At 64.4% G+C, this 22,882-nt stretch carries 19 protein-coding genes, 4 tRNA genes and 1 pseudogene; 14 read left to right on the forward strand and 10 right to left on the reverse strand.

Annotated features, from left to right (window positions below; translation table 11 throughout):
- Positions 1-136: 136 nt before the first annotated feature.
- Entirely contained in the window at positions 137-1,327 is a 1,191-nt protein-coding gene (earP, locus tag FVF58_RS34215) for an elongation factor P maturation arginine rhamnosyltransferase EarP (protein WP_149674159.1), read from the reverse strand.
- Positions 1,328-1,598: 271 nt separating this feature from the next.
- On the opposite strand from earP, the gene uvrC reads away from it, so the two are divergent.
- The 9 genes and pseudogenes from uvrC to FVF58_RS34260 all read left to right on the forward strand — a co-directional run bounded on the left by uvrC (position 1,599) and on the right by FVF58_RS34260 (position 7,875).
- Complete coding sequence (gene uvrC, locus FVF58_RS34220; RefSeq protein WP_149674160.1) at positions 1,599-3,788, forward strand: excinuclease ABC subunit UvrC; 2,190 nt, start codon at positions 1,599-1,601, stop codon at positions 3,786-3,788.
- Between the two features lie 202 nt (positions 3,789-3,990).
- A complete protein-coding gene (gene pgsA, locus FVF58_RS34225) occupies positions 3,991-4,584 on the forward strand; it encodes a CDP-diacylglycerol--glycerol-3-phosphate 3-phosphatidyltransferase (protein WP_149674203.1) in 594 nt (197 codons plus the stop codon).
- 222 nt (positions 4,585-4,806) lie between these two features.
- Positions 4,807-4,882 (forward strand) — tRNA-Gly (locus FVF58_RS34230).
- 62 nt (positions 4,883-4,944) lie between these two features.
- A tRNA-Gly gene (locus FVF58_RS34235) sits at positions 4,945-5,020 on the forward strand.
- Positions 5,021-5,132: 112 nt separating this feature from the next.
- Positions 5,133-5,206: transfer RNA gene (locus tag FVF58_RS34240), tRNA-Cys, on the forward strand.
- A gap of 27 nt (positions 5,207-5,233) precedes the next feature.
- A complete protein-coding gene (locus FVF58_RS34245; RefSeq protein ID WP_149674161.1) occupies positions 5,234-5,653 on the forward strand; it encodes a hypothetical protein in 420 nt (139 codons plus the stop codon).
- 70 nt (positions 5,654-5,723) lie between these two features.
- Positions 5,724-6,209 (forward strand): annotated as a pseudogene (locus FVF58_RS34250) (hypothetical protein); the annotation flags it as partial.
- A gap of 260 nt (positions 6,210-6,469) precedes the next feature.
- Positions 6,470-7,219 (forward strand): TraB/GumN family protein, encoded by a 750-nt coding sequence (locus FVF58_RS34255; RefSeq protein ID WP_149674162.1) that lies wholly within the window; start codon positions 6,470-6,472, stop codon positions 7,217-7,219.
- Between the two features lie 155 nt (positions 7,220-7,374).
- The gene (locus tag FVF58_RS34260) at positions 7,375-7,875 is read left to right on the forward strand and encodes a GNAT family N-acetyltransferase (protein WP_149674163.1); all 501 of its coding nucleotides are present in this window, start codon (positions 7,375-7,377) and stop codon (positions 7,873-7,875) included.
- A gap of 84 nt (positions 7,876-7,959) precedes the next feature.
- Here FVF58_RS34260 and FVF58_RS34265 read toward each other — a convergent pair whose 3' ends face one another.
- Genes FVF58_RS34265 through FVF58_RS34275 form a run of 3 tightly spaced genes read right to left on the reverse strand, consistent with a single transcriptional unit; the run spans position 7,960 to position 9,903 of the window.
- A complete protein-coding gene (locus tag FVF58_RS34265; RefSeq protein WP_149674164.1) occupies positions 7,960-8,847 on the reverse strand; it encodes a cytochrome c oxidase assembly protein in 888 nt (295 codons plus the stop codon).
- 9 nt (positions 8,848-8,856) lie between these two features.
- Positions 8,857-9,318, reverse strand: coding sequence for a copper chaperone PCu(A)C (locus FVF58_RS34270; protein ID WP_149674165.1), 462 nt, complete (start codon positions 9,316-9,318; stop codon positions 8,857-8,859).
- Positions 9,319-9,336: 18 nt separating this feature from the next.
- Positions 9,337-9,903, reverse strand: coding sequence for an SCO family protein (locus FVF58_RS34275; RefSeq protein ID WP_246217288.1), 567 nt, complete (start codon positions 9,901-9,903; stop codon positions 9,337-9,339).
- A gap of 541 nt (positions 9,904-10,444) precedes the next feature.
- On the opposite strand from FVF58_RS34275, the gene otsB reads away from it, so the two are divergent.
- Both otsB and otsA read left to right on the forward strand, forming a co-directional pair.
- Positions 10,445-11,194, forward strand: a complete 750-nt coding sequence (gene otsB / locus FVF58_RS34280) for a trehalose-phosphatase (protein ID WP_149674167.1) — start codon at positions 10,445-10,447, stop codon at positions 11,192-11,194.
- Between the two features lie 55 nt (positions 11,195-11,249).
- Entirely contained in the window at positions 11,250-12,710 is a 1,461-nt protein-coding gene (otsA, locus tag FVF58_RS34285; protein ID WP_149674168.1) for an alpha,alpha-trehalose-phosphate synthase (UDP-forming), read from the forward strand.
- Positions 12,711-12,835: 125 nt separating this feature from the next.
- Here otsA and FVF58_RS34290 read toward each other — a convergent pair whose 3' ends face one another.
- On the reverse strand, positions 12,836-14,671 hold the full coding sequence (locus tag FVF58_RS34290; RefSeq protein ID WP_149674169.1) for an ABC transporter ATP-binding protein: 1,836 nt from the start codon (positions 14,669-14,671) through the stop codon (positions 12,836-12,838).
- A gap of 694 nt (positions 14,672-15,365) precedes the next feature.
- Here FVF58_RS34290 and FVF58_RS34295 point away from each other — a divergent pair.
- The 3 genes from FVF58_RS34295 (at position 15,366) to FVF58_RS34305 (ending at position 18,156) form a co-directional block, all read left to right on the forward strand.
- Positions 15,366-16,430, forward strand: coding sequence for a glycosyltransferase family 4 protein (locus FVF58_RS34295; RefSeq protein ID WP_149674170.1), 1,065 nt, complete (start codon positions 15,366-15,368; stop codon positions 16,428-16,430).
- A gap of 254 nt (positions 16,431-16,684) precedes the next feature.
- A complete protein-coding gene (locus FVF58_RS34300; RefSeq protein ID WP_149674171.1) occupies positions 16,685-17,539 on the forward strand; it encodes a hypothetical protein in 855 nt (284 codons plus the stop codon).
- A gap of 152 nt (positions 17,540-17,691) precedes the next feature.
- Positions 17,692-18,156: a DUF2214 family protein gene (locus FVF58_RS34305; RefSeq protein WP_149674172.1), complete on the forward strand. Its 465-nt coding sequence runs from the start codon at positions 17,692-17,694 to the stop codon at positions 18,154-18,156.
- Positions 18,157-18,310: 154 nt separating this feature from the next.
- Here the strand turns inward: FVF58_RS34305 and FVF58_RS34310 are convergent, their stop codons facing one another.
- The 5 genes from FVF58_RS34310 to FVF58_RS34330 form a co-directional block, all read right to left on the reverse strand.
- Complete coding sequence (locus FVF58_RS34310) at positions 18,311-20,191, reverse strand: ABC transporter ATP-binding protein (protein ID WP_149674173.1); 1,881 nt, start codon at positions 20,189-20,191, stop codon at positions 18,311-18,313.
- Between the two features lie 416 nt (positions 20,192-20,607).
- Positions 20,608-20,682 (reverse strand) — tRNA-Val (locus FVF58_RS34315).
- A gap of 48 nt (positions 20,683-20,730) precedes the next feature.
- A complete protein-coding gene (gene dnaQ / locus FVF58_RS34320; RefSeq protein WP_149674174.1) occupies positions 20,731-21,465 on the reverse strand; it encodes a DNA polymerase III subunit epsilon in 735 nt (244 codons plus the stop codon).
- A gap of 98 nt (positions 21,466-21,563) precedes the next feature.
- A complete protein-coding gene (gene rnhA, locus FVF58_RS34325; protein WP_149674175.1) occupies positions 21,564-22,010 on the reverse strand; it encodes a ribonuclease HI in 447 nt (148 codons plus the stop codon).
- Positions 22,007-22,876 (reverse strand): class I SAM-dependent methyltransferase, encoded by an 870-nt coding sequence (locus FVF58_RS34330; protein WP_149674176.1) that lies wholly within the window; start codon positions 22,874-22,876, stop codon positions 22,007-22,009. Before FVF58_RS34330 ends, rnhA begins: the two co-directional genes overlap by 4 nt.
- Between the last annotated feature and the right edge of the window lie 6 nt (positions 22,877-22,882).

Here is a 22,882-nt window from a genome sequence, read left to right on the forward strand (position 1 = left end):
ACACCGCCAGCCCGAAGGTTGGGGCGCGTCATGTATTTTTCGATGCCGGATTGGTCAGCGGGCCGACCAGCCGGATTGACCGGGCTCGTTGCTGCGATTCGGGCCGCGCTTGCGTCGTCGGCCGTTGGATAACCGCTTATTTTAACTGAGTTTTTGCGAACAAGGCCAGATTTCCGGCGAGGTCGCCCACTTCGGCCAGTTCGCCGGCCCATTCGGCCGCGCGCTGCTCGAACGCCGGGCAGTGGCGCAGGAATTCGGCCCATTCCGGCTGGCCTGCGCCGTTCCAGGCGTGCCAGAAGCGCGCGAGCGCGTCGCGCGCTTCGGCGGGCAGGGTGCGGGCGTAGTGCGCGAGCGCGGCGTCGAGCTTCGGCAGATGGGCGTCGTCGGCCTGCGGGTAGATGTGCCAGACGAACGGCTTCGCAGCCCATTGAGCGCGCACGAACGAATCTTCGCCTCGCACGAAATTGATGTCGCTCGCCCACAGCAGCGCGTCGTAGCCGGCTTGCGCGGTGAACGCGAGCGCATGCGCGCGGAGGTTGCCGCGCGCCGCATGCGAGCCCGCGGTAAATGACGGCAAGCCGAAAAAGCGCGCCACCGCGCCGGAAATGCGGCCCTCCGGCACCAGCAGCACGACCGGTGTGGCGCTGTCGCGCCATTGTTCGAGCAGACTGTCGACGGCGGGGTTTTCGTAGGCGAACAGCGAAACGACGGTCGCTTCGGCGGGCGGCGGCGCGTGGCCGGTGGTTTGCCGCCACCAGGCTTCGCGTGCCGCCGGCGACGCGTCGAAGGCCGCGCGCGCGGCGTCGAGATGCCGCTCCTTCAGCACGCCGCCCGTGCCGGGGCCGAGTCCCGGGAAAAAGAACGTCTTGGTCAGCGCATAGCGCGGATGAGGCGACGGCCGCAGATGAAAATCCGCGACCCAGTCCTCGGCGCTCAGATATTCGAGGTTGAACCAGACCGGCGCGCGCTCGCGCTCGGCCATCGCGGCGACGTAGATCGGCGGCAGTTCGCAGCCGAACGCCTCGATCACGACGTCGGCCACTTCGAGTGTGTCGCCCGCATGGGCCGGCTCGCGCCAGTGTTCGACGACGATCCCGCCGACCGTCTGGCGCGCGCGGTCCAGCGCGAGCGACGGGCACAGCTTCTGGAACGCATGCAGATCGTCGACGGACACGCGCACCTGCCAGCCGTGCTCGCTCGCGAGTTGGCGCGCGAGGCGCCAGCACACGCCGATGTCGCCGAAGTTGTCGATCACCGCGCAGAAGATGTCGCAGGCAATCGCGATAGGGGCAGCGGGCTGGTCGGTGCGGGGGGCAACGGTGGACATGGTGACCTGGGTGGCGGTGTCGAACGGTTGGCGCGGCGGCGGCGGTGCACGACGCCGCGGCGCCGGAACCCTCGCGGCGCTGCGTCGCGCCGTCATCCTCGCACGCGGCCGAAGCGTTGCCGGTTCGGCGCACAGCAGGGTTCGGACGTACGCGGAATGTTCTAAACTGGCGATTTTAAAGCCTCGACCACGATTGCGCGCGCCAGTTTCGCCGGGACGCGCGGCACGCGGCGCAAGGCCCCGCGAGACCGTCCCACCCAATCGACCCTGCATGACCGAACCCGAAGCAATCGACACTTTCGAGCCGAAAAAAGTGCTCGCCCAACTGCCGCATCTGCCCGGCGTCTATCGTTATTACGATACGCACGGCGCGGTGCTTTACGTGGGCAAGGCGCGCGACCTCAAGAAGCGCGTGTCGAGCTATTTCACGAAGACGTTGCTGTCGCCGCGCATCGCGATGATGGTGACGCGCATCGCGCGCGTCGAGACGACCGTCACGCGTTCCGAGGCCGAAGCGCTGCTGCTCGAAAACAATCTGATCAAGGCGCTCGCGCCGCGTTACAACATCCTGTTTCGCGACGACAAGTCGTATCCGTACCTCAAACTGACCGGTCACAAGTTTCCGCGCATGGCCTATTACCGGGGGGCGGTGGATCGCAAGAATCAGTACTTCGGTCCGTTTCCGAGCGCGTGGGCGGTGCGCGAGAGCATCCAGATCCTGCAGCGGGTCTTCCAGTTGCGCACTTGCGAAGATTCCGTGTTCAACAACCGCACCCGGCCCTGTCTGCTGCATCAGATCGGCCGCTGCACGGCGCCGTGCGTGGCGGCCATCAGCGAAGAAGACTATGCGCGCGACGTCGCCAACGCGTCGCGCTTTTTGCTCGGCCGCCAGGGCGAGGTGATGAACGAGCTCGAGCAGAAGATGCACGCGTTCGCGAGCGAGCTGAAGTTCGAGCAGGCCGCGGCGGTGCGCAACCAGATGAGTTCGCTGTCGACGGTGCTGCATCAGCAGGCGATCGAAGTCGGCAGCGATAGCGATGTCGACATTCTCGCGGTGGTCGCGCTGGGCGGGCGCGTCTGCGTGAATCTCGCGATGGTGCGCGGCGGGCGGCATCTCGGTGACAAGGCGTATTTCCCCGCGCATGTGGAAAGCGCGTTGACGGCGGATGAGGGCGGTCTGGAAGAGGGCGGCGGCGAAGCGCTGGTCGATGTCGAGGAAAGCGGTGCAAGTCCCGGTTCGGCGGTGGAGCAGCGTGCGAGTGGCGCAGACGAATCGGCCGATGCCGATGCTTCCGACGCGCTCGCGATCGCTCAAGACATGCCATCGGAAGACGAAGAGGCTGAAGATACGGAGAACTCCGACGCGAACCCCGCCGCCTCCGAACCATCGAAGCCGCGCAAAGGGCGCGCATCGAGCGGGATCGAATCCGAAGTGCTCGAAGCGTTCATTGCCCAGCATTACCTGGGCAATCGCGTGCCGCCGGTGCTGGTGGTCAGCCACGCGCCGGCCACGCGCGAACTGGTCGACGTGCTGATCGAGCAGGCCGGCCACAAAGTGACCGTGCTGCGTCAGCCGCAAGGGCAACGGCGAGCGTGGCTCGCGATGGCCGAACAGAATGCGCGGCTCGCGCTCGCCCGCCTGCTGTCGGAGCAAGGCTCGCAACAGGCCCGCACGCGCGCGCTCACCGACACGCTCGGCATGGAGTCCGAGGACCTCGCGCACCTGCGGATCGAGTGCTTCGACATCAGCCATACGATGGGCGAGGCGACGCAGGCGTCGTGCGTGGTGTATCACCATCACAAGATGCAGTCGTCCGAATACCGCCGCTACAACATCACGGGCATCACGCCCGGCGACGACTACGCGGCGATGCGCCAGGTGCTCACGCGCCGCTACGAGAAGATGGTCGCGCAAGCCGCCGCGAATGCCGCCGACGAAGCCGCCGAATTGCAAAGCGACGCCGCCGCCGATCCGTCGCTCGCGGCGGATGCCGCGCAGCCGGCGGCGGGCGGCATTTTGCCGACCATCGTGCTGATCGATGGCGGCAAGGGTCAGGTCGAGATCGCGCGCCAGGTGTTCACGGAACTCGGCCTCGATACCGGTATGCTGGTCGGCGTCGCGAAGGGCGAGGGCCGTAAGGTGGGTCTCGAAACCCTGATCTTCGCCGACGGCCGCGCGCCGCTCGAACTCGGCAAGGAAAGCGCCGCGCTCATGCTGGTCGCGCAGATTCGCGATGAGGCGCACCGCTTCGCGATCACCGGCATGCGCGCGAAGCGCGGCAAAACGCGCCAGACCTCGCGGCTCGAAGAACTCGAAGGCGTGGGTGCAAAACGGCGTCAACGGCTGCTCGCGCGCTTCGGCGGACTGCGCGGCGTGGTCGCGGCGAGCGTCGAGGATCTGGCGAGCGTCGAAGGGATTTCGCAGGCGCTGGCCGAGCAGATTTATCGGCAGTTGCACTGAATAGGGCGGAGCGGCTCATCGGTTGGGGAGCGGCCGATGAGCGGCTAACAGGTGGCCGGCAAGCGGCCACGCCGCGCCCGGCAAGCGCCCGCCAAAGCACACCCGCGCCGCCCGCACGCCAACGCCCGCGCGCCGCGTTGCTTGTGGCAGGCCTTGCGACACGGCACAATTGCATCTCACTCGTCAGACGCTGCGCCTGCCCATGCCGTTCAATTTCCCGATTTTCCTGACCTGGCTGCGGATCGTCCTGATTCCGCTCGTCGTCGGCGTGTTCTATCTGCCCGACATCATGATGAGCCCCGCGCACCGCAATCTCGCGGCCGCGACGATCTTCATTCTGGCGGCGCTCACCGACTGGTTCGACGGCTATCTGGCCCGCAAGTGGAATCAGACCTCGGCGTTCGGCGCGTTTCTCGATCCGGTCGCCGACAAGCTGATGGTGACGGCGGCGTTGCTGGTGCTCGTGCAGCTCGCGCGGATCGACTCGGCGATTGCGCTGGTAATCGTCGGACGCGAGATCGCGATTTCGGCGCTGCGCGAGTGGATGGCGCAGATCGGCGCGTCGAAGAGTGTCGCGGTGAATTCGCTCGGCAAGTTCAAGACCGTCTGCCAGATGGTGGCGATTCCGATGCTGCTGTTCTACGGACCGTTGCGGTTCGGCGGCGGCGTGGTGGTCGACACGCGCGTGTGGGGCCTGTGGCTGATTTATCTGGCCGCGTTCCTGACGATCTGGTCGATGCTCTACTACATGAAGCTCGCGTGGCCGCAGATCCGCGAGCGCGGCGGCGTCGCGTGATCGTTGTCGACGGCCGTCGCGACGGCGTTCGCAAGACCGCGCGAGCGTGCGCGAAAGTCGTCGAAGCACGAGCGAAAACTTTTCGTTAAAGACATTCGCAAAAGGGGTTGACACGTTTCAGCCGTTTCTCCATAATCTCGTTTCTCCGATGCACGCAGTTTGAAGCGACGGACGCAGTAGCAGAGTAGTTGCAGTAAATAAGGCAGTAGTTAGCAGCACAATGCGGGAGTAGCTCAGTTGGTAGAGCGCAACCTTGCCAAGGTTGAGGTCGCGAGTTCGAGCCTCGTCTCCCGCTCCAGTTTTTGAAGCACCGCGTTGTTTGGCGAAGTAAAAGTGCAGCGCGTTGTGAAGCAGTGCAATGCGGGAGTAGCTCAGTTGGTAGAGCGCAACCTTGCCAAGGTTGAGGTCGCGAGTTCGAGCCTCGTCTCCCGCTCCATACATAAGGGGAAGCAGCGCTTCCCTTTTTGTTTGGTGGGCCGATCGTTCCGATTGTTCGATTGTCCGCCGGACAAATCTGCGAGCCTGCAGCTAGGTTCCAGTCCGCTTGCGGCGCGATAGCAAAGCGGTTATGCAGCGGCCTGCAAAGCCGTTTAGGCCGGTTCGACTCCGGCTCGCGCCTCCAGTAGTTGATGTAAAGAAAAGCCCCGACTTGTTGGGGCTTTTCTTTTTTCCGCGGCACTTTTGTCGATGCAAGCGCGTGCGCTGGGCAGCGTTTCGCGACGACGTTGAAGCGCTGTACCAGCGATTCGCTTCGTCGCGCACATCGATGCGCTTCTCGTTGCGAGGAGATCGCTGTGCGCGATCGCTCGTCGGCGACTTAAAAAAAGGGATTTCTGAATTGATCGCCTGCACTGCACGCGTGATGCAAGTGCGCGCAGTCCCGATGGCATGTCGTTTTACCAATGGTTTTTCAAGGGCTTTCTTTCGTCCATGTTTAATTGGCTTTCGACTTGATTCTATTGATTATTTAGTGCGTCGAACGACGCATGGAGCGTCACTATTTTATGGTCGGCGAGGTAAAGTACCGAGCGGGCATGCCACGCCGAAATTACTGAACTTCGACCAATGAAAAAAACCATAACCGCCGCCGCGCTGTTGACCCTTGGTTTGCCCTTGCTGGCAAGTGCGCAATCGGCACCGGCTCCGACTGGAGCCGCGAGCGCAGCGTGAATGGCGCGGAAGTGGTCGTCAACCGGCCGTTTGCGTTTCCGTTGTCGCCGGGCAAAACCTGGAGCGTCGACTACACGGAACTGCACCCGAACAAGATGTTCGCGTCGCAGAAGTGGAACTCGCAATACAAGGTGGTGGGCACGGAAACCGTCGAAGTGCCGGCCGGAAAATATCAGGCGATCAAGATCGAAGCGGAAGGCAACTGGATTGCGCAGATCGAGCCGACGCGGACCGTCACGCAGTCCATGCAGATCCAGCAGGGCGACACCGCGATGATGACTCGGGCACAAAACGTCGGCCCGGTTCAATCGACGGGGCGCACTTATAAAGCCTTCTGGTATGTGCCCGAAATTGGGCGGTGGGTGAAATCGGTGGAAGAGTATTACGGCAGCAACGGCGTGCGAAACGAGCGTTATACGACCGAACTGGAATCGTTCAAAAGGAGCGCTGAATAATCGGTCTGCCTGCGAGAGCGGACATGGATTGGCCGCGTTGCTGTGGCTGACCCGCGAGCAGGGTTGATAGGCCGCGTAACTCACGACGGATGCGGCGCACAATGCATGGTTAGCGCCGCATCAGCCGAACCGGATGGAACTGCATTTTTCGCCGATCGCCTTTCTACCGTCCGACGCGTTCACGATGCCGCGCGTGATTAATCCGATTGCAGAACTGCACGCGCACTTTGTGCGTGATTGCCCGTTCATCCCGAGGCCGCATGTACCTACAACTCACCGGCACCCATGTGCGCCTGCTCGGCTCGATGCATCTGTTTCCCTCGACGAGCCGCAGAACGCCGCCATGGGTTGCCGAAGCCTATGACTGGGCCGAAGCGCTGGTCTTCGAATCCGATCCGCCAACCATCCTGCCGTTTCTGAAGGCGGACGCGCGGCACGGCGCCGCGCAACTCCTGCCGTTGTTGTCGGCCGACGCATGGAGCCAGCTACAGGCAGTGTGGCCCGTCGAAGGAGCATTGGCGCCGCTCGTCGAACTGCGCCCGTGGGCGGCGCTGATCGTTGCGCCGACGCTGTTTCAGCAGGTCGTCGAAGGCGTCGAGCCGCGCATGCTGCGCTCCGCGATCGCGCAAGCCAAGCCCTTTAGCTATCTGGAGACTGCGGAGGACGTGGCAGCGGCGCTCGAAACGATTCCTCTGGAAGCCGTCGGCGCGGCGCTCGGCTTGCTGATGGCCGATCGCGAGGAACCGCAGCGCACGCTGGAGCGGATGCACGACGCCTGGCTGGATGGCGATCTGCAAACGGTGCAGCGGATCGCGATCGAATCGCCGATGTTCAATCTGCCGGGCATCCGTCACGCCATTCTCGATGCGCGCAATCGCGCATGGGCCGCGCGATTGAAGGAACGGCTCGACGAGCGCGAGCGGACGTTGGTGGTCGTCGGCGCGCTGCACCTGTGCGGCCCCGGCAATTTGATCGAGTGTCTCGCCCATCCTGTCGAGGCGGTTTTCTGAGCGTGCGGAGCCTGGGTAGTGAGCTTGCCGGTGCCAAGCGGGCTGCGCGGCATCGCACATGGCGTCCCCACACGTGGCATGGCTCAAGGTCGTCGCGCGCGGCATAATTGCGCATCGTCGCCCGCAACGTGGCACCTCTTTTCTGAAACCACCTGATGACCGCTTCGCAATCAATTGCCGCCATGCGGCTTGCACAACTCGAATGGCGTTGGAAAACCTTCGCGGACCTCACGAATATCGAAGTCTATGAGATGCTGGCCGCGCGCAGTGCGGTGTTCGTCGTCGAGCAGAACTGCGTGTACGGCGATATCGACGGGCTCGACATGCAAGCCTGGCATCTGCTGGCCTATGGTGCTGGCGTCGGCACTGCGCCGCCGCCGCTGGCGGGTTATCTGCGCGTGCTGCTGCCCGATGCCGACGATACCGACGTGCGCATCGGACGCGTACTGACCACGGCGGAATTCCGCGGCATCAAGTTGGGCAACGCCATGCTCGAACGCTCGATCGCGCAGATTCGCGCACAGTGGCCCGGTACGCCGATCCGTCTGCACGCGCAGGCGCATCTGCAAGGCTTCTATGGCGCGTTCGGCTTCGCGCCGGTCTCGGAGATTCACGACGAGGACGGCATCCCGCACGTGTGGATGCGTTCGGCCTGAGTTTGTCGTAAGGCGCCGGCGCCGGTGCCGGCGCGTTTCGCGTCAAGCGCTGCGCTTCAAACGACCAGCTTCAAACGACCAGCTTCAGCGCTGCCCGCGCGCGCCGGCTGCAGACGCGCTATGCGCCACGCCCCGAGCCGTCGTCGCACGCCGTTCGGTGCGCAATCGTCCGCGTGCCGACAGCCGCATCCAGTGACGCAGCGCGATCAGCGCGCCGATCACGCTCATCATCGAACCCGGAATCCACAGCAACAGCCCGCCGATCTGCTGATCGCGCATCGGGCTGAGCCACGTGAACGCGCGGCCGCAGATCGAGTAGATCGGATACAGCTCGTGCGTCGTGAAAAAGATAAACGCCCCGAGGACGATCTGCGGCGGAATCGCGGCGATCACCACCAGCACACGCTTGCCCGGCGACAAACGCGCGGGCGGCGCCGGCCGCGGATCGAGCACGAGCCACCAGAACAACAGGCCGTCGATCGCCATGCTCCAGTTCATCACGCGATAGAGCCGCCAGTCGAGCATCGCGACGAAATGAATCGGCGACAGCAGCCAGAAGTAAATCAGCCCGACGAACAGCGTGACCGCGACGACCGGATGCATCACGACATCGAGCAGCTTGCGCACCACCGGCGTCTGTAGCGCGGGCCGCACGAAGCGCTGGCGCCACGCGAACGGAATGCCGGCGCGCAATGCCGCGCCCGGATAGGACAGCGCGATGAAGAACGGCCCCAGGTGATGCAGCACCAGATGCTGCAAGCGATGCATGAAGAACTCATGCTCGAAGAAATAATCGAGCCGCGTGTGCAGCACCACGTACAACGCCAGCAGCCCGAACCAGAAGGAGATGCGCCGCGCGAGCGACAGCTTCGCGCGCCGCGCGCCGCGCGCGAACAGGATCGCCGGCACCAGCAGCGCGATCACGACGGTCGGCGAGAACTCCCAGGGATCGAGCCAGTAGAGCAGATTCATCGCGGCACGTTACTTGGTCTGGGCCGGCGACTTGACGACGAACGGCGTGTCGAGCGTTTCACCGTCGGAGAACTTCAGCGTCAGATGCACGGTGTCGCCCGGCGCGACCTTGTGCTTCGCGTCTTCGAGCATCACGTGATAGCCGCCCGGTGCGATCGACACCTGGCCGTGCGCGGGTACGGTCAGCTTGTCGACCATCACCATCTTCTGCGACGAACCGTTCGAGACGGTTTGATGCAGCATGGCGTCGCCGTAGTCGTTGCTCGAAATATCGACGAGGTCGACCGGCTTGTCGCTTGCGTTCACGAGGGTTGCGTAGCCGGCGGCGGGCAGATTGTTCGGCAGCCAGCGGACCCATGCGTCCTTGACGCTGATCGCGGTGGGACCAGCCGCATGCGCGGCCGCGGCGAAACCGAACGAAAGGGCGAGCGCGCAGCTCAGTGAAGCGAACGTTTTGATCTTGATCGACATGAATGGACTCGGGAAAGGTCAGGAACGGTCATCAATGATACGGCGCAGGTCTTGCGCGATCGTATCGGGCGTGTCGTGATCGGTGGCCAGCAGGCGCGCGTGGCCCTGGCTGTCGAACACGTAGACGGCGGAACTGTGAGTGACTTCGTAGTTGCCGTTGGGGTCGCGTTTCTCCATCTGATAGGCAACGCGATAACGCTTGGCGAGCGACTCGATCTGCCGGTCGCTGCCGGTCAGGCCTTCGGCATGCCGCGCGTCGAACGCGCCGACATAGTCGTGCAACGCCTGCGGCGTGTCGCGCGCGGGATCGACGGTGATGAACAGGATGCGCACCTTCTGCGCGTCGGGGCCGAGCTTGCCGAGCACCTGCATCAGCCGGCCCATCGTCTCGGGACACACATCCGGACAGTGCGTATAGCCGAAGTAGACGAGCGCCGTGCGTCCCTTGAACGAATCGCCGTTGACGGGGCGGCCATCGTCGCCGGTCAGCGTGAAGTCGAGATCCGGCAGATGGCCGGTCACATTGGTCAGCTGCCACGGTTCGGCGCGCTGTGTGCAAGCGGCCAGCGCGGTCAGCGCAACCATCGTTACCGTCAGCGCGAACCGGCGCACGGGTTGGCCCACGGGTTGGCCCGCGGACTGGCCGGTGTAGCGAGGCCCGCACGGTGCAGCGGCTTTCGGCAGCGGGCGACGCGATGAGATGAGCGGGAACAAAGGAGGGTTCAATGACTCGATTGAAGAGCGGCGCATGGGGTAGGCAATGGCGGGCACTGGCCCCCAATCAACGGTCCAGCCGGATTTCCTGGTTCTCGTACGGCGCGTGGCGCGCCATAGTGTGCAAATATGGGCTCACGGCGGGGCGTCTGCGTGGCTGCGACTGTAGCGCAAAATCGCCGACGGCGTCGCGCAACGGCCGTGGCGCACGGTTTGCGAGGCAATTTGACGCAGCCCGCTGAAAGCTCGCTGAAGCCGGATTGTTCTCTTTTTGAACGCGATCGTCGCGAGCCCGGGCGCGCGGCGTCCCGCGGGCCGGGCACCGCAGCTTACTTTCTCGAAAAATTGACGGATGCGCGGTAAGATGCGCACACTTTTCCAGCCGCAGAAGGCTGAAAGGCGAACCCAGGCGATGCAAGCACTTCCAGCTGTTCTGTCTCCGAGCGAGACGGCATTTTTCTTCGATTTCGACGGCACGCTCGTCGAACTCGCACCCACGCCGGACGGCGTGCTGGTGCAACCGCGCGTGATCGATCTGCTGGCCGAATTGCGCAACCTGACGAACGGCGCGCTGGCGATCGTGTCGGGCCGCGGCATCGACAGCATCGACGCTTTCCTCGGCATGCCCGATCTGCCGATTGCCGGTTTGCACGGCGCCGAGCGGCGCGACGCGAACGGCGACACACAGCGCATCGGCTTCCATGACGAGCGGCTCCTGCGCATGGAGCAGGTGCTCGCGCAGGTCGTCAACGAACACCCTGGCATGCTGCTGGAGATCAAGGGCGCGGCGCTCGCGCTGCACTACCGCAATGCGCCGGACCGCGAGCCGGTCGCGCGTGAAGCGACCCAGCGGCTGGTGGCCGACTATCCCGGCTCGTATGTTCTGCAGCCCGGCAAGATGGTCTACGAAATCAAGCCGAAGGACGTCGACAAGGGCCGCGCGATGCGCGCGTTCCTCGACGAGCCGCCGTTCGTCGGACGCCAGCCGGTGTTTGCCGGCGACGATCTGACCGACGAGAAAGGCTTTGCCGTCGTCAACGAGCGCGGCGGGCTGTCGATCAAGGTCGGCGCCGGCGAGACCATGGCGCATACCCGGATCGACTCGGTGCCGGCGCTGCTCGACTGGCTGGAATCGATCGTCGCGGCGGCGCGCGCAGCATGAACGCCGTGCCGCATCGCATTACGCTAACCACGCACTGCATCGGGAATCGCGCTTCATGAGCCGACTGATCATCGTATCGAACCGGGTTGCGCCCATCTCGGAGGGCGGTCCGGCGGCGGGCGGTCTGGCGGTCGGCGTGTACGACGCGCTGAAGGAAACCGGCGGCATGTGGTTCGGCTGGAGCGGCGATGTGCTCAGTTCGGGCCAGCCGCAGATCAAGGTCGAGGAACGCGGTCCCGTGACGTTCGCGACCGTCGCGCTGATGCGCCGCGACTACGACCAGTACTACCGCGGCTTCTCGAACGCCACGCTGTGGCCGGCGTTCCACTATCGCGCCGACCTGCTGCAATACGACCGGCACGATTTCGAAGGCTACTGGCGGGTCAATGCGTGGCTCGCGCAGCAACTCGTGCCGCTGTTGCGCGAAGACGATGTGATCTGGGTTCACGACTACCACCTGATCCCCTTCGCGCAGGCGCTGCGTGCAGCCGGCGTGAAGAATCGCATCGGTTTCTTTCTGCATATTCCGTTTCCGGCTTCACAGGTGCTGCTCGCGGTGCCGCCGCATCGCGAGCTGGTCGAGGCACTGTGTTCGTTCGATCTGCTCGGCTTCCAGACAGCGCCCGATCTGCGCGCGTTCTGCGATTACATCGTCAATGAGGCGGCGGGCACGGTCGACACGGGGGCCCGCGGCCCGCTGACCATCCACGCGTTCGGCCGCACGTTGCGCGCGGCGGCTTATCCGATCGGCGTCTATCCGGACGAGATCGCCGAACTCGCGAAAGCGGGCGAGCGCGGCAAGCCGGTGCGCACGATGAAGGCGACGCTGCATTCGCGCAAGCTGATCATGAGCGTCGACCGGCTCGATTATTCGAAGGGGCTGGTCGAACGTTTCCGCGCGTTCGAGCGGCTGCTCGAACATGCCGCCGCACAACGCAACAAGGTGTCGTTCCTGCAGATCGCGCCGCCGACGCGCGCCGACATGCACGCGTACCAGGACATCCGCTTGCAGCTCGAAGGCGAGTCGGGACGCATCAACGGACGCTTCGCCGAACTGGACTGGACGCCGATCCTCTACATTCACAAGCAGTACGAGCGCTCGGTGCTGGCCGCGCTGTTTCGCACGGCGCACGTCGGCTACGTCACGCCGTTGCGCGACGGGATGAACCTCGTCGCCAAGGAGTATGTGTCGGCGCAGGACCCGGACAATCCCGGCGTGCTCGTGCTGTCGCGCTTCGCCGGCGCGGCGCAGGAACTGGAAGGGGCGCTGATCGTCAATCCGGTCGACATCGACGGGATGGCCGAGGCGCTTGCTGAAGCGCTCGCGATGCCGCTTGCGGAGCGTCAGGCGCGTTATCGCGACATGATGGTGCAGCTGCGCGAGAACAACGTGTCGGTGTGGCGCGATAACTTCATGCGCGATTTGCAGAGCGTGGAGAGCGCGAAGGCCAGCAGAAGCAGGAAGGTGCGGGCAGGCTCGGGTAGGCAGACTGCGCGTGAGAGTCTGACGGAGTAGGGGGCATTGAGGTCGCTGCGACGCTATCGCCGGTCCGTCTGCTTCAGGCAGGACGTCTGAAAAACGAAAGCCGCTCACAAGAGCGGCTTTTGTCATTGGCGCACAACTTCCCCGTGGCGCGCCGTTCAGACCACGTGCTGTTCGTCGACCTTCTTGCCGCCGATGTGCAGCGTGGTGCCCTTGCCGTACTGCTTCGAGAGCAGGTCGCGATACAGGCCCGGACGCTGGCGCAACTCTTCCGGGCTGCCGTCGTCGATGACCTTGCCGGCGCTCATCACAATGATCCGGTCGAAATTGTTCAACGTCGACAGCCGGTGCGCGATCGCGATCACGGTGCGGCCGACCATCAGCCGGTCGAGCGCCTTCTGGATCGCCTCTTCCGACGCGCTGTCGAGCGCGGACGTGGCTTCGTCGAGCAGCAGAATCGGCGCGTTCTTCAGGATTGCGCGCGCAATGGCGATCCGCTGACGCTGGCCGCCGGACAGCTTCACACCGCGGTCGCCGACGATCGTGTCGAAGCCTTCCGGCATCGCTTCGATAAAGTCCGAGCAACGCGCTTCGCGCGCGGCCGCGATCACTTCTTCGCGGCTCGCTTCGGGACGGCCGTAAGCGATGTTCTCGTACACCGTGCGATGGAACAGCGAGATATCTTGCGGCACCACCGCGATCGTATGGCGCAGGCTGTCCTGAGTGATCGACGCGATGTCCTGGCCGTCGATCTTGATCGCGCCGCCCTGCGTCTCGTAGAAGCGCTGCAGCAGCGCCAGCACGGTGGATTTGCCCGCGCCCGACTTGCCGATCAGGCCGACGCGCTGGCCGGGCTCGATATGCAGATCGAAGTGATCGAGAATCGCCCGGCGGCGCGGATAGGCGAAGGTCACGCCTTCGAAATCGACCCGGCCGCCTTGCGGCACGAGTTCGGTCGCGCCGTCGCGGTCCGGCATGCCGTGCGGCTCCAGCAGCGTGCGGACCGCTTCCGCGAGCCGCGCCACATGCTGCGTGACGTCGACGAGCGCGACGGCCAGATCGCGTGTGCCGTGCAGAATCGTGAAGCCGAGCGAGCTGACCAGCACGATGTCGCCGGAGGTCGCCTTGCCCTGGTCCCACAGCCACAGCGCCCAGCCGAGCAGGCCCGCCGAGAGCAGCGCGGTGATCACCGCGTGCAGCAGGCGCAGCTTTTCCAGATACAGCAGGCTCTGCTGGCGCGCGTCCATCTCGGCCTTGACCGTCGCACCGAACCGTTGCTGTTCGCGAAACGTCATGCCGAACGCGCGCACGAGGCCCATGTTGCTGATCACGTCGACCAGTTCGCCGTCCACCGACGCCGCCTTGGTGGCGAAATGATGATGGCGCGCGGAGCCTCGCCCCGCGAGTTTGTACAGCACGACCGACAGAATCGCTGAACACAGCATCAAGCCGCCGGCCATCAGCGGATTCACCGCGACGATCATGACGATTGCGCCGAGCACCGCGATGCACGGCGGCAGTACGTTCCAGGCCGTGGTGTTCTCGGCCGTGTAGACCGCGTTCGAGGTCGCCGTGATCCGGCTCGCGAGCATGCCGGGCTGTTTCTCGGAGAAGTAGGTCGGCGAATGTCCGCTCAGATACTTGAACAGGTCGCGGCGCAGGTCGCCGGTGACGGCGACGAACGTGTGCGCGGCGACCCAGCCGCCGACCCGCCACAGCATGTTGTCGGCGGCAATCAGGCCGACCAGGATGGCGAACGCCCCCCACAACGGGCCGGGATGATGCCGGCCTTCGCCGAGCACGTCGATCAGATGCTTGATCGCGTATTGCGAAGCGAGCGCACAGCCCACGGCCGCAAACACGCTGCACAGCACGGTCGCATGCGCGAGCGGATGGCGGCGGATAAAGCGGAAGAGAAACGCAAGCGGCCGGTGCGCATAGCTCGCGAGCTTTGCGTCCTGGGCGTTACGCTGGGCGATGGTTAAGTGTTCCAATTGATCGTGAGGTCGAGGTGTTTCGGGTTGTGCATGCAAAGCGCGGGCCCACGGAAAATGGGTTCGCCGCGAAGCCGATGCTTCGCATTGTAAACATGCAAAAGCGATTGCGCCCTGTGTATCCGGGCGTTGACGCGACTGATTTCGCGATAGACCTCCGCGACCTTCACTTGCTCGACTCACCGTCGGGCAAGTGGTTCACACAGGACGCGGATAATTTCGGGATATAATTACAAATTGCATTCAACTGCACTGCGGCAATTCTTCAACGCTTGCCGGCAAAGTTGACGCACGAGCTTACAGATGCCCGCTTGGCGGTCATCGCCGCGAGCCAGTTGCCACTGTAGAACTAGCTTATAAAACAAGGGTTTGCAAAGTGTTTCGCGTTTGTAACAACGTAAAGACTTTGAAATGTTGTGGTGCAGCGAGAACGCCGGCACCGATAATGCATGCCTTGTAGGCCCGCGGAAATATTTGACAGTTGTCAACGCAGATGTTGCATATGCGTTTACTCGCACATGCGCAGATGGCGGTCAGCCAGTCTGGGCTCATACCCCAAGCGATCCATCGCAGGATTTCTCGAAAGAATCAGGCCCGCGCCGGCGTGTCCGGCCAGACTGCCCTGGCGAGCAAAGCGAGTCGCTTTTACCCAACGCAGTACTTTTGCCTGATTTTTTACTAGGAGTTCTTCATTATGCGAATCGCTCAAATCGCTCCGTTGCACGAGGCGGTTCCTCCCAAGCTGTATGGTGGTACGGAACGCGTGGTGTCCTATCTGACCGAAGCGCTGGTCGATCAAGGCCACGACGTCACACTCTTCGCGAGCGGCGATTCGCAGACCTCCGCCAAACTCGAAGCCTTCTGGCCGCAGGCGTTGCGTCTGGACCCGACGATCCGCGACGTGATGGCGCCGCACATGCTGCTGCTCGAAGAAGTGCGCCGCCGCGCGGACGAATTCGACGTGCTGCATTTCCATATCGACTACTATCCGTTCTCGCTGTTCGCGCGCCAGCCGGTGCCGTTCGTGACGACGCTGCACGGCCGTCTCGATCTGCCGGAACTGCAGCCGATCTTCAAGACGTTCAGCGACGTGCCGGTCGTGTCGATTTCGGACAACCAGCGCATTCCGCTGCCGCAGGCGAACTTCCTGCAAACCGTTTATCACGGTCTGCCGGAAAACCTGCTCACGCCGATCAAGGATGTCGAGCCGGGCTATCTCGCCTTCCTCGGCCGCATTTCGCCGGAAAAGCGTCTGGACACGGCAATTCGCATCGCCCAGCAAGCCGGCATGAAGATCAAGGTCGCCGCCAAGCTCGACAAGGCTGACCGCGCGTACTACGAGGAAGTCATCAAGCCGCTGATGTCGCTGCCGCATGTCGAATACATCGGCGAAATCAGCGAAGCAGAAAAGACCGAGTTCCTCGGCAACGCGCATGCGCTGCTGTTCCCGATCGACTGGCCGGAGCCCTTCGGTCTGGTGATGATCGAGGCGATGGCTTGCGGTACGCCGGTGATCGCGTTCAACCGCGGTTCGGTGCCGGAAGTGATCGAAAACGGCGTGTCGGGCTTCGTCGTCGAAGACGAAATCAGCGCGGTTGCCGCTGTGAAGCGTCTGCACACGCTGCCGCGCGCCAACGTGCGTAAGGCGTTCGAGTCGCGCTTCTCGTCGAAGGTCATGGCGAAGAACTACGTGGCCACCTACGAAGAACTGCTGCGTCAGAAGCACCGCACGGTGCTGCGCGAAGTCAACGCGAGCTGATTGGCCACTTGATTGCCGCAGGTCGGGCAGTCAAGCCGGCTGAACGGGCGCTTTTCGGGCGCCCGCTAGCGCCGCCAGCAACGCCCCGTGAGCACTCCGCTCACGGGGCGTTGTTGCTTGCGCGCCGCGTTTTTTGCGCCGCGTGGCCGAAAGTGTGGAATTCCGCCGGTCAAGAATCGGCCACTCTCGGTAATATCCCTATAATGGCCGTGCCGCAAATTTGGCTGCGGCGCCGCCGACGACAGGAGGATGCCTTGGCGAGAACGAAAGAGACGCGTGCGAACGCCGCGCCTGGCGCCGGAACGATTTTCGCGTTGCGCGCCATCGGTCTCGTGCTTGTCGCTCGCTGGCTTTTCTCGATGGCGCAGATGGACCTGGGCGCCGCGCTGTCGGCGATGGTGTCCTCGCCGTGGGCGTGCATCAACCTGGTATTCCTGTTCCTGCTGATCTTCCTGCCGGGAGCGCGCGCCGTGGCCGAGCGCCCATTTCATCCGCTGCCGCAATGGCTGCGGCAGGCGCTGCGTCTGTTTGCCTTTCTCGGTTTGGTGTTTGCGCTCTGGTCGGTCGGCGCGTTTGTGGCGAGCGCCGGCTGGCGCCGCGCCGCGCAGGCCGTGGCGGCTACCAACGGCTGGCTGCTGGCCGCGCCGGCTTTGTACGCGGCCGTCATGTGGATCTGCCGGCCGCGCCCGCTGTGGCGAACCAATATCGCCGCGCGGCGTTTTGCGATCGGCCGCTATGCGGTGGCGCTCGATCCGGCCACGCGCACAGTGATCGTATGGGCCGAGCGCCGCAAGGTCGGCCAATACGATGCGCGTGAATTGTCGGTGCGCTGGGCGGCCGGGCAGGATGTCCGCGCTACGCCGGCGCCGACTCCCGCGATCGCCTTCGGTGCGGCGGGCGAGCACGGGGCACCGGCCGTGCCGATGGGGTCGGGCGCGGCGCCAGCGCTCGTGCACGGCATATTGAGCCGCCGTCCGAAAGTCGAGTTGCTGTGGGATTCGCCGGCTGCGGCGGGCCACAATCGGCAAACCGTATTCAGCGCGACCCTGACGACCGAAGGCGATCGGGTGGCGGCCCGCGCACTTGACACAACGCTGCGGCAAGTCTGAAGCCGCACGCTTTGTGCATTCGACCACACCGCGTGGCCGATGAACACGTCGTATATCGAGCCTTACCCGATAATGAAGTCATGGCGCCCGGCCGTTGAACGCGGGCGAGTGGGACCTACGTCGATCGTGTCGCGTCTTTCGCAGGAGTCGCTATGCTGGTTCGCTGGTTGCTTGCCGCCCTTCATCTGCTCGCTTACGGTTTTGCGCTCGCGTCGATTCTGCGGCGCACCTGGGCGCTGCGCCGCGCGTCCGTGCCCGCCGCGCTGCGCTCCGTGTTTCGCGCGGATACCCGGTGGGGCATTTCCGCACTGGTGTTGATCGTCACCGGCTTGATGCGCGTCTTCGGCAGTTATGAGAAGGGCGCGGACTACTATCTCCACGAGCCGCTCTTTCACGTCAAGATGACGCTGCTCGTGTTGATCCTGATCCTCGAAGTCCCAACCATGCTCGAGCTGATGCGCTGGCGCGCGTCGATTCGCAAAGGCGCTGTGCCGAATCTGAAAAAGGCGCGTTTCTATGCGCGCTATAGCGTGATCCAGACTGTGTTGCTCGTGCTGATGGTGTTTGCGGCGACGGGGATGGCGCGTGGCATCGGGTTGCCGGCCGGCGTGGTGTAGTTGGGCGCCTCGGGCGGTGAAGTGAAGTTCTCGAGGACGCTCGCGGTTTCGTTCGCGTCACGTGCGCCAGCAGGGAGGGTGCAACGAGCGCGCGCAATGCCGGCAGAGCGCGCGCTCAAGCGCTCCACCGGACATTCCACACGTTCGCTGCGCTTTATTTCCCCACCAGCAAGCTCGAGTCGTCCACGCGATCCGCCTTGCCGCCAGCGGTCTCGCGCATCAACTCGGGCTGCTCGCTGAAGCCCTTGATCAACTCCAGCGCCTGACGCTCGAACAGGCGCCGATACAGGCCGTTCTCGCGCCGGATCAGCGCGTCGTGGCTGCCTTCCTCGATCACCTTGCCCTTGTCCAGCACCAGCAGTCGGTCCAGCGCGCGCACGGTGGACAGGCGGTGCGCCACCACCAGGGTCGTGCGTCCCACCATCAGCCGCTCCATCGCCTGCTGGATCAGCACTTCGCTTTCGCTGTCGAGACTCGATGTGGCTTCGTCCAGAATCAAAATCGGGGCGTCGGCGAGGAATGCCCGCGCGATCGCTACCCGCTGACGCTCGCCGCCCGAGAGCTTGACGCCGCGTTCGCCCACCAGGGTGTCATAGCCGTTGGGCAGCGCCGTAATGAAGCCGTGCGCGCTCGCGAGCCGCGCAGCGTGCTCGATCTCGGCGCGGCTCGCACCCGGCCGCGCATAGGCGATGTTCTCGGCAAGCGAGCGGTGAAACAACACCGGCTCCTGCTGAACGATGGCGATCTGACTGCGCAACGACGCTTGCCGCACCTGCGCGATGTCCTGGCCGTCGATCGTGATCCGGCCGCCCGAAACGTCGTAGAGACGCTGGATCAGCTTGATGAAGGTCGTCTTGCCCGAACCCGAATGCCCGACCAGCCCGACGCGTTCTCCCGGCGCGATGCGCAGGGAGAAGTTGTCGTAGAGGGGCCGGTCATGCGCGCCATAGTGGAAAGTGACGTGCTCGAAACGGATTTCACCCCGGCCGATCGCGATCGGGCCCGCGCCGGGGCGGTCCTCGATCCCGAGCGGCTGCGCCTCCAGCGACACCAGTTCCTCCATGTCGTTGACCGAGCGTTGCAGATTGCGGATGTGCATGCCGACATCGCGCAGATAGCCCTGCAACATGAAGAACATCGTCAGCGCGAAGGTGATGTCGCCGACGCTCGCCTGGCCGCGCGCCCATAGCACCAGCGCCGCGCCGAGAATGGCGGCCTGGATCGCCACCAGCATGCCGCCCTGCACGCCGCCGTTGATCGTGCCGCGCACCCACGTGCGGCGCGTGCGGTGCGCCCACTTGCCGATCACGCGCTCGAGCAGCGTTTCCTCGCGTTCCTCGGCGCCGAAGGCCTTCACCACGCCGTTGCAGCTGACCGCGTCGGCGAGCGCGCCGCCCATGCGCGTGTCCCAGGCGTTCGCGAGGCGCGCGGCCGGCGCGACAATGCCGAGCGAGATGGTCACGGTCACGGCGATATACAGCACCGAGCCGACGCCGACCACCGCGCCCATCATCGGCCAGCGCCAGCCGAGCAGCGCCGTCGCGCCGGTCAGCATCGCCAGCGACGGCAGCAGCGCGATCAGCAGCGTGTCGTTGAGCAGGTCGAGCGCCCACATCCCGCGCGTGATTTTGCGCACCGTGGAGCCGGCAAAGCTGTTGGCGTGCCAGTCGGTCGAAAAGCGCTGCACGCGATGAAACGCATTCGCGGCGATCTCGCTCATCATCTTCAGCGTGAGCCTGATGATGTTGAAGTACACGCCCTGGCGAAGCAGCGTGGCGCCGAGGCCGAGTGCGGCCAGCACGCAGAACGCCGTGAGCGCCGCGTGCCATGCGCCGCGATCGGCGGCCGGGCCGGAGGCGATCGCGTCGACGAGGCGGCCGGCGAACATCGGCGTGAGCACGTCCGCGAGGGCCGAGCACAGCGCCAGTGCAGCGATGGCGACGATGCGCCACGGCTGTTGCGCCCAGTGACGGAAGGTGAAGCCGAGGACATCCCTGAAGGCCTGTCCGCGAAAGTCGAGTTTCTTGTTAGCCATTTGCGACGAACCGGCCACGCGTGAGCGCACCGAGGTTCCGATCAACAGCGAAAGGACGAGACAGTCGAAGCGTGCCGGAATACGGCCGGCAATGGGACTACGGACTGTCGTGGATTGGGGCGGCACGCTCGTGGGAGCAGGGTCCGCCTGAGCGACGACCTGACGACTTTAAGGTCGGGGCAGCGGTCGCGAGACCATGCGAGGGAGAGCGATATGCACTGCGAACATGACGCCTCCCTGTGGTCGAGTGACTGGAGAAGATGGCCGGAGCGAATGCCCAGAGAGGCGACTATAGCAGCAGCGCCGGGCGCTCGCAATCGAACCCAAAACGAACCTGAAACGAAACCAAAACGGAAAAGGGCTTACGCATTGCTGCGTAAGCCCTTTGATCTTCGGTGATCGACACACCAAAATTCTGGTGGGTAGTACTGGGATCGAACCAGTGACCCCTGCCGTGTGAAGGCAGTGCTCTACCGCTGAGCTAACCACCCGAAGAGAGCCGAATTATGTCAGGGATTTTCGGGCTCGTCTAGTCCTTTTTAAGTAGTTTGCTCATCCGCGGTCGTCGCAGGCTCGACGCGCCATACGCTGGTGCCTTTGATCGCCTTGTCGAGGCCGTCGAGCACGGCATCGTGCGCGGCGACTTCGTCGTCGGACGCGGCGATCACGATCAGGTCCAGCGAGTCGAGCGCGACGCGCGGCGCGTGCGCGTTGCCGCCCGCATGCGATTCGCCGAGCATGTCGATGACGAGGCTTTCCTGGCCGCGCGTCATCGCCAGGTAGACTTCGGCGAGCAGTTCCGAGTCGAGCAGCGCGCCGTGCAGCGTGCGGTGCGCGTTGCTGATGCCGAAGCGGTCACACAGCGCATCGAGCGAATTGCGCTTGCCGGGGAACATCTGTTTCGCGCGCGCGAGCGTGTCGATGATCTCGCCGCAATGACTGCTCACCGGCGGCAAGCCCAGCAACGCGAACTCGACGTCGAGAAAGCCGATATCGAACGGCGCGTTGTGAATGATCAGGTCCGCGCCCTGGATGAAGTCGCGAAACTGATCGGCGATTTCGCCGAACTTCGGCTTGTCGCTTAGAAATTCCGTGGTCAAGCCGTGCACGGCCAGCGCGCCCGGATCGCTATCGCGTTCCGGGTTGATATAGAAGTGCAGGTTGTTGCCGGTGAGCCGGCGGTTCACCAGCTCGACACAGCCGAGTTCGAGAATCCGGTCGCCGGTGCGGGCATTCAGGCCGGTGGTTTCGGTATCGAGGATGAGTTGACGCATGGGGGATTAGCTTGCCTCAGAGAATTGCAGCGAAAAGAACAGCGCGGAAACGGCGCGGGACGGGCGCGAGGCGTGGGCCGCGCGCAGTGCGGCGGCCCTCAGGCTTGCGCGAGCGATGCGACGCCGCGGTTGGCCAGCTGGTCGGCGCGCTCGTTTTCCGGATGCCCGTTGTGCCCGCGCACCCAGCGCCATTCGATTTCGTGCTGCGCGACGAGCGCGTCGAGCCGCTTCCACAAGTCGGCGTTCTTCACCGGCTGTTTGGCGGCGGTAATCCAGCCTTTTTTCTTCCAACCGTGAATCCACTCGCTGATGCCTTTCTGCACGTACTGCGAGTCGGTGTGCACGACCGCCTTGCAGGGGCGCTTCAGTGCCTCGAGCGCGGAGATCACCCCCATCAGCTCCATGCGGTTGTTGGTCGTGTTGGCTTCGCCGCCGAACAGTTCTTTTTCCTGGTCGCCGAAGCGCAGCAGCGCGCCCCAGCCGCCGGGGCCGGGATTGCCCTTGCAGGCGCCGTCGGTATAAATGTCGATGAGATCGGGAGTCATTGAGTGTGGTTGCGTGTGTTCGGGGTGGCGGCGGGCGCGAGGCCCGGGGCGAGCACGGGTTTTTTCACTTTCAGCGGACCGACGAGGCGCATGCCGCGCACGCGCTTGATCGCCTTGATCATGTAGGTGGCGCCGAAGATCGGCCACCAGCGGTCGCCGGCGGCTTCCATGAAACCGTAGCGGGAGAGCCACTGCTCGCTGTCGAGCGGCGGACGATAGCAGCCGAAGCGTCCGCGTTCAAGGTCGAAGCCCAGCAGCTTGATCCAGTCCTTCAGGCGCGTGAACGCGATCAGGTCGACCGCCGCGGGCACGAACGGCCGGCCGGTCACCTTGCCGACCGACTGCCGCGCGCCCCACAGCGACAGCGAGTTGAAGCCGAGAATGATCAGCTGGCCTTCGGGCATCAGCACGCGCTCGGCCTCGCGCAGCAGCCGATGCGGGTCGCTCGTGAATTCCAGCGTGTGCGGCATCACGATCAGATCGACGCTCTGCGCTTCGAACGGCAGGTCCAGCAGGTCGCACCAGAGCGCGCTGCGGCCGGCCGGCGCGGGCAGGCTCGCCGGGTTGCTTTGTGCTGCGCCGTTGCCCGGACCACCGCTCGATCCCTTGCGATTGCCGCCATGCGCCGCGCCGCGCGGAAATTCGTAGGGTGCGCTGGCTCCGCTGGCGGCATCGAGCACGAGGCCGCGGCACGGCATGCGGTTTTCGCGCAACGCATCGAGCTGCGGCAGGCCGAGTTGCAGCGCATGATAGCCGAACACGTCCGACACCACGCGGTCGAGCTGGGTCTGTTCCCAGTCGAGCACATAGCGGCCAGGCGGTGAGCCGGTCCAGGCGGGCCAGTCTATAATCGCTCGATCAGTCATATCAAA

This window comes from Paraburkholderia panacisoli (genome assembly GCF_008369935.1).
Classification (GTDB): Bacteria; Pseudomonadota; Gammaproteobacteria; order Burkholderiales; family Burkholderiaceae; genus Paraburkholderia; species Paraburkholderia panacisoli.

Coding starts and splice junctions, on each gene's coding strand:
- earP (WP_149674159.1), bottom strand. CDS start 1,327: ATGTCCACCGTTGCCCCCCGCACCGACCAGCCCGCTGCCCCTATCGCG.
- uvrC (WP_149674160.1), top strand. CDS start 1,599: ATGACCGAACCCGAAGCAATCGACACTTTCGAGCCGAAAAAAGTGCTC.
- pgsA (WP_149674203.1), top strand. CDS start 3,991: ATGCCGTTCAATTTCCCGATTTTCCTGACCTGGCTGCGGATCGTCCTG.
- FVF58_RS34255 (WP_149674162.1), top strand. CDS start 6,470: ATGTACCTACAACTCACCGGCACCCATGTGCGCCTGCTCGGCTCGATG.
- FVF58_RS34260 (WP_149674163.1), top strand. CDS start 7,375: ATGACCGCTTCGCAATCAATTGCCGCCATGCGGCTTGCACAACTCGAA.
- FVF58_RS34265 (WP_149674164.1), bottom strand. CDS start 8,847: ATGAATCTGCTCTACTGGCTCGATCCCTGGGAGTTCTCGCCGACCGTC.
- FVF58_RS34270 (WP_149674165.1), bottom strand. CDS start 9,318: ATGTCGATCAAGATCAAAACGTTCGCTTCACTGAGCTGCGCGCTCGCC.
- FVF58_RS34275 (WP_246217288.1), bottom strand. CDS start 9,903: ATGGTTGCGCTGACCGCGCTGGCCGCTTGCACACAGCGCGCCGAACCG.
- otsB (WP_149674167.1), top strand. CDS start 10,445: ATGCAAGCACTTCCAGCTGTTCTGTCTCCGAGCGAGACGGCATTTTTC.
- otsA (WP_149674168.1), top strand. CDS start 11,250: ATGAGCCGACTGATCATCGTATCGAACCGGGTTGCGCCCATCTCGGAG.
- FVF58_RS34295 (WP_149674170.1), top strand. CDS start 15,366: ATGCGAATCGCTCAAATCGCTCCGTTGCACGAGGCGGTTCCTCCCAAG.
- FVF58_RS34305 (WP_149674172.1), top strand. CDS start 17,692: ATGCTGGTTCGCTGGTTGCTTGCCGCCCTTCATCTGCTCGCTTACGGT.
- FVF58_RS34310 (WP_149674173.1), bottom strand. CDS start 20,191: ATGGCTAACAAGAAACTCGACTTTCGCGGACAGGCCTTCAGGGATGTC.
- dnaQ (WP_149674174.1), bottom strand. CDS start 21,465: ATGCGTCAACTCATCCTCGATACCGAAACCACCGGCCTGAATGCCCGC.
- rnhA (WP_149674175.1), bottom strand. CDS start 22,010: ATGACTCCCGATCTCATCGACATTTATACCGACGGCGCCTGCAAGGGC.
- FVF58_RS34330 (WP_149674176.1), bottom strand. CDS start 22,876: ATGACTGATCGAGCGATTATAGACTGGCCCGCCTGGACCGGCTCACCG.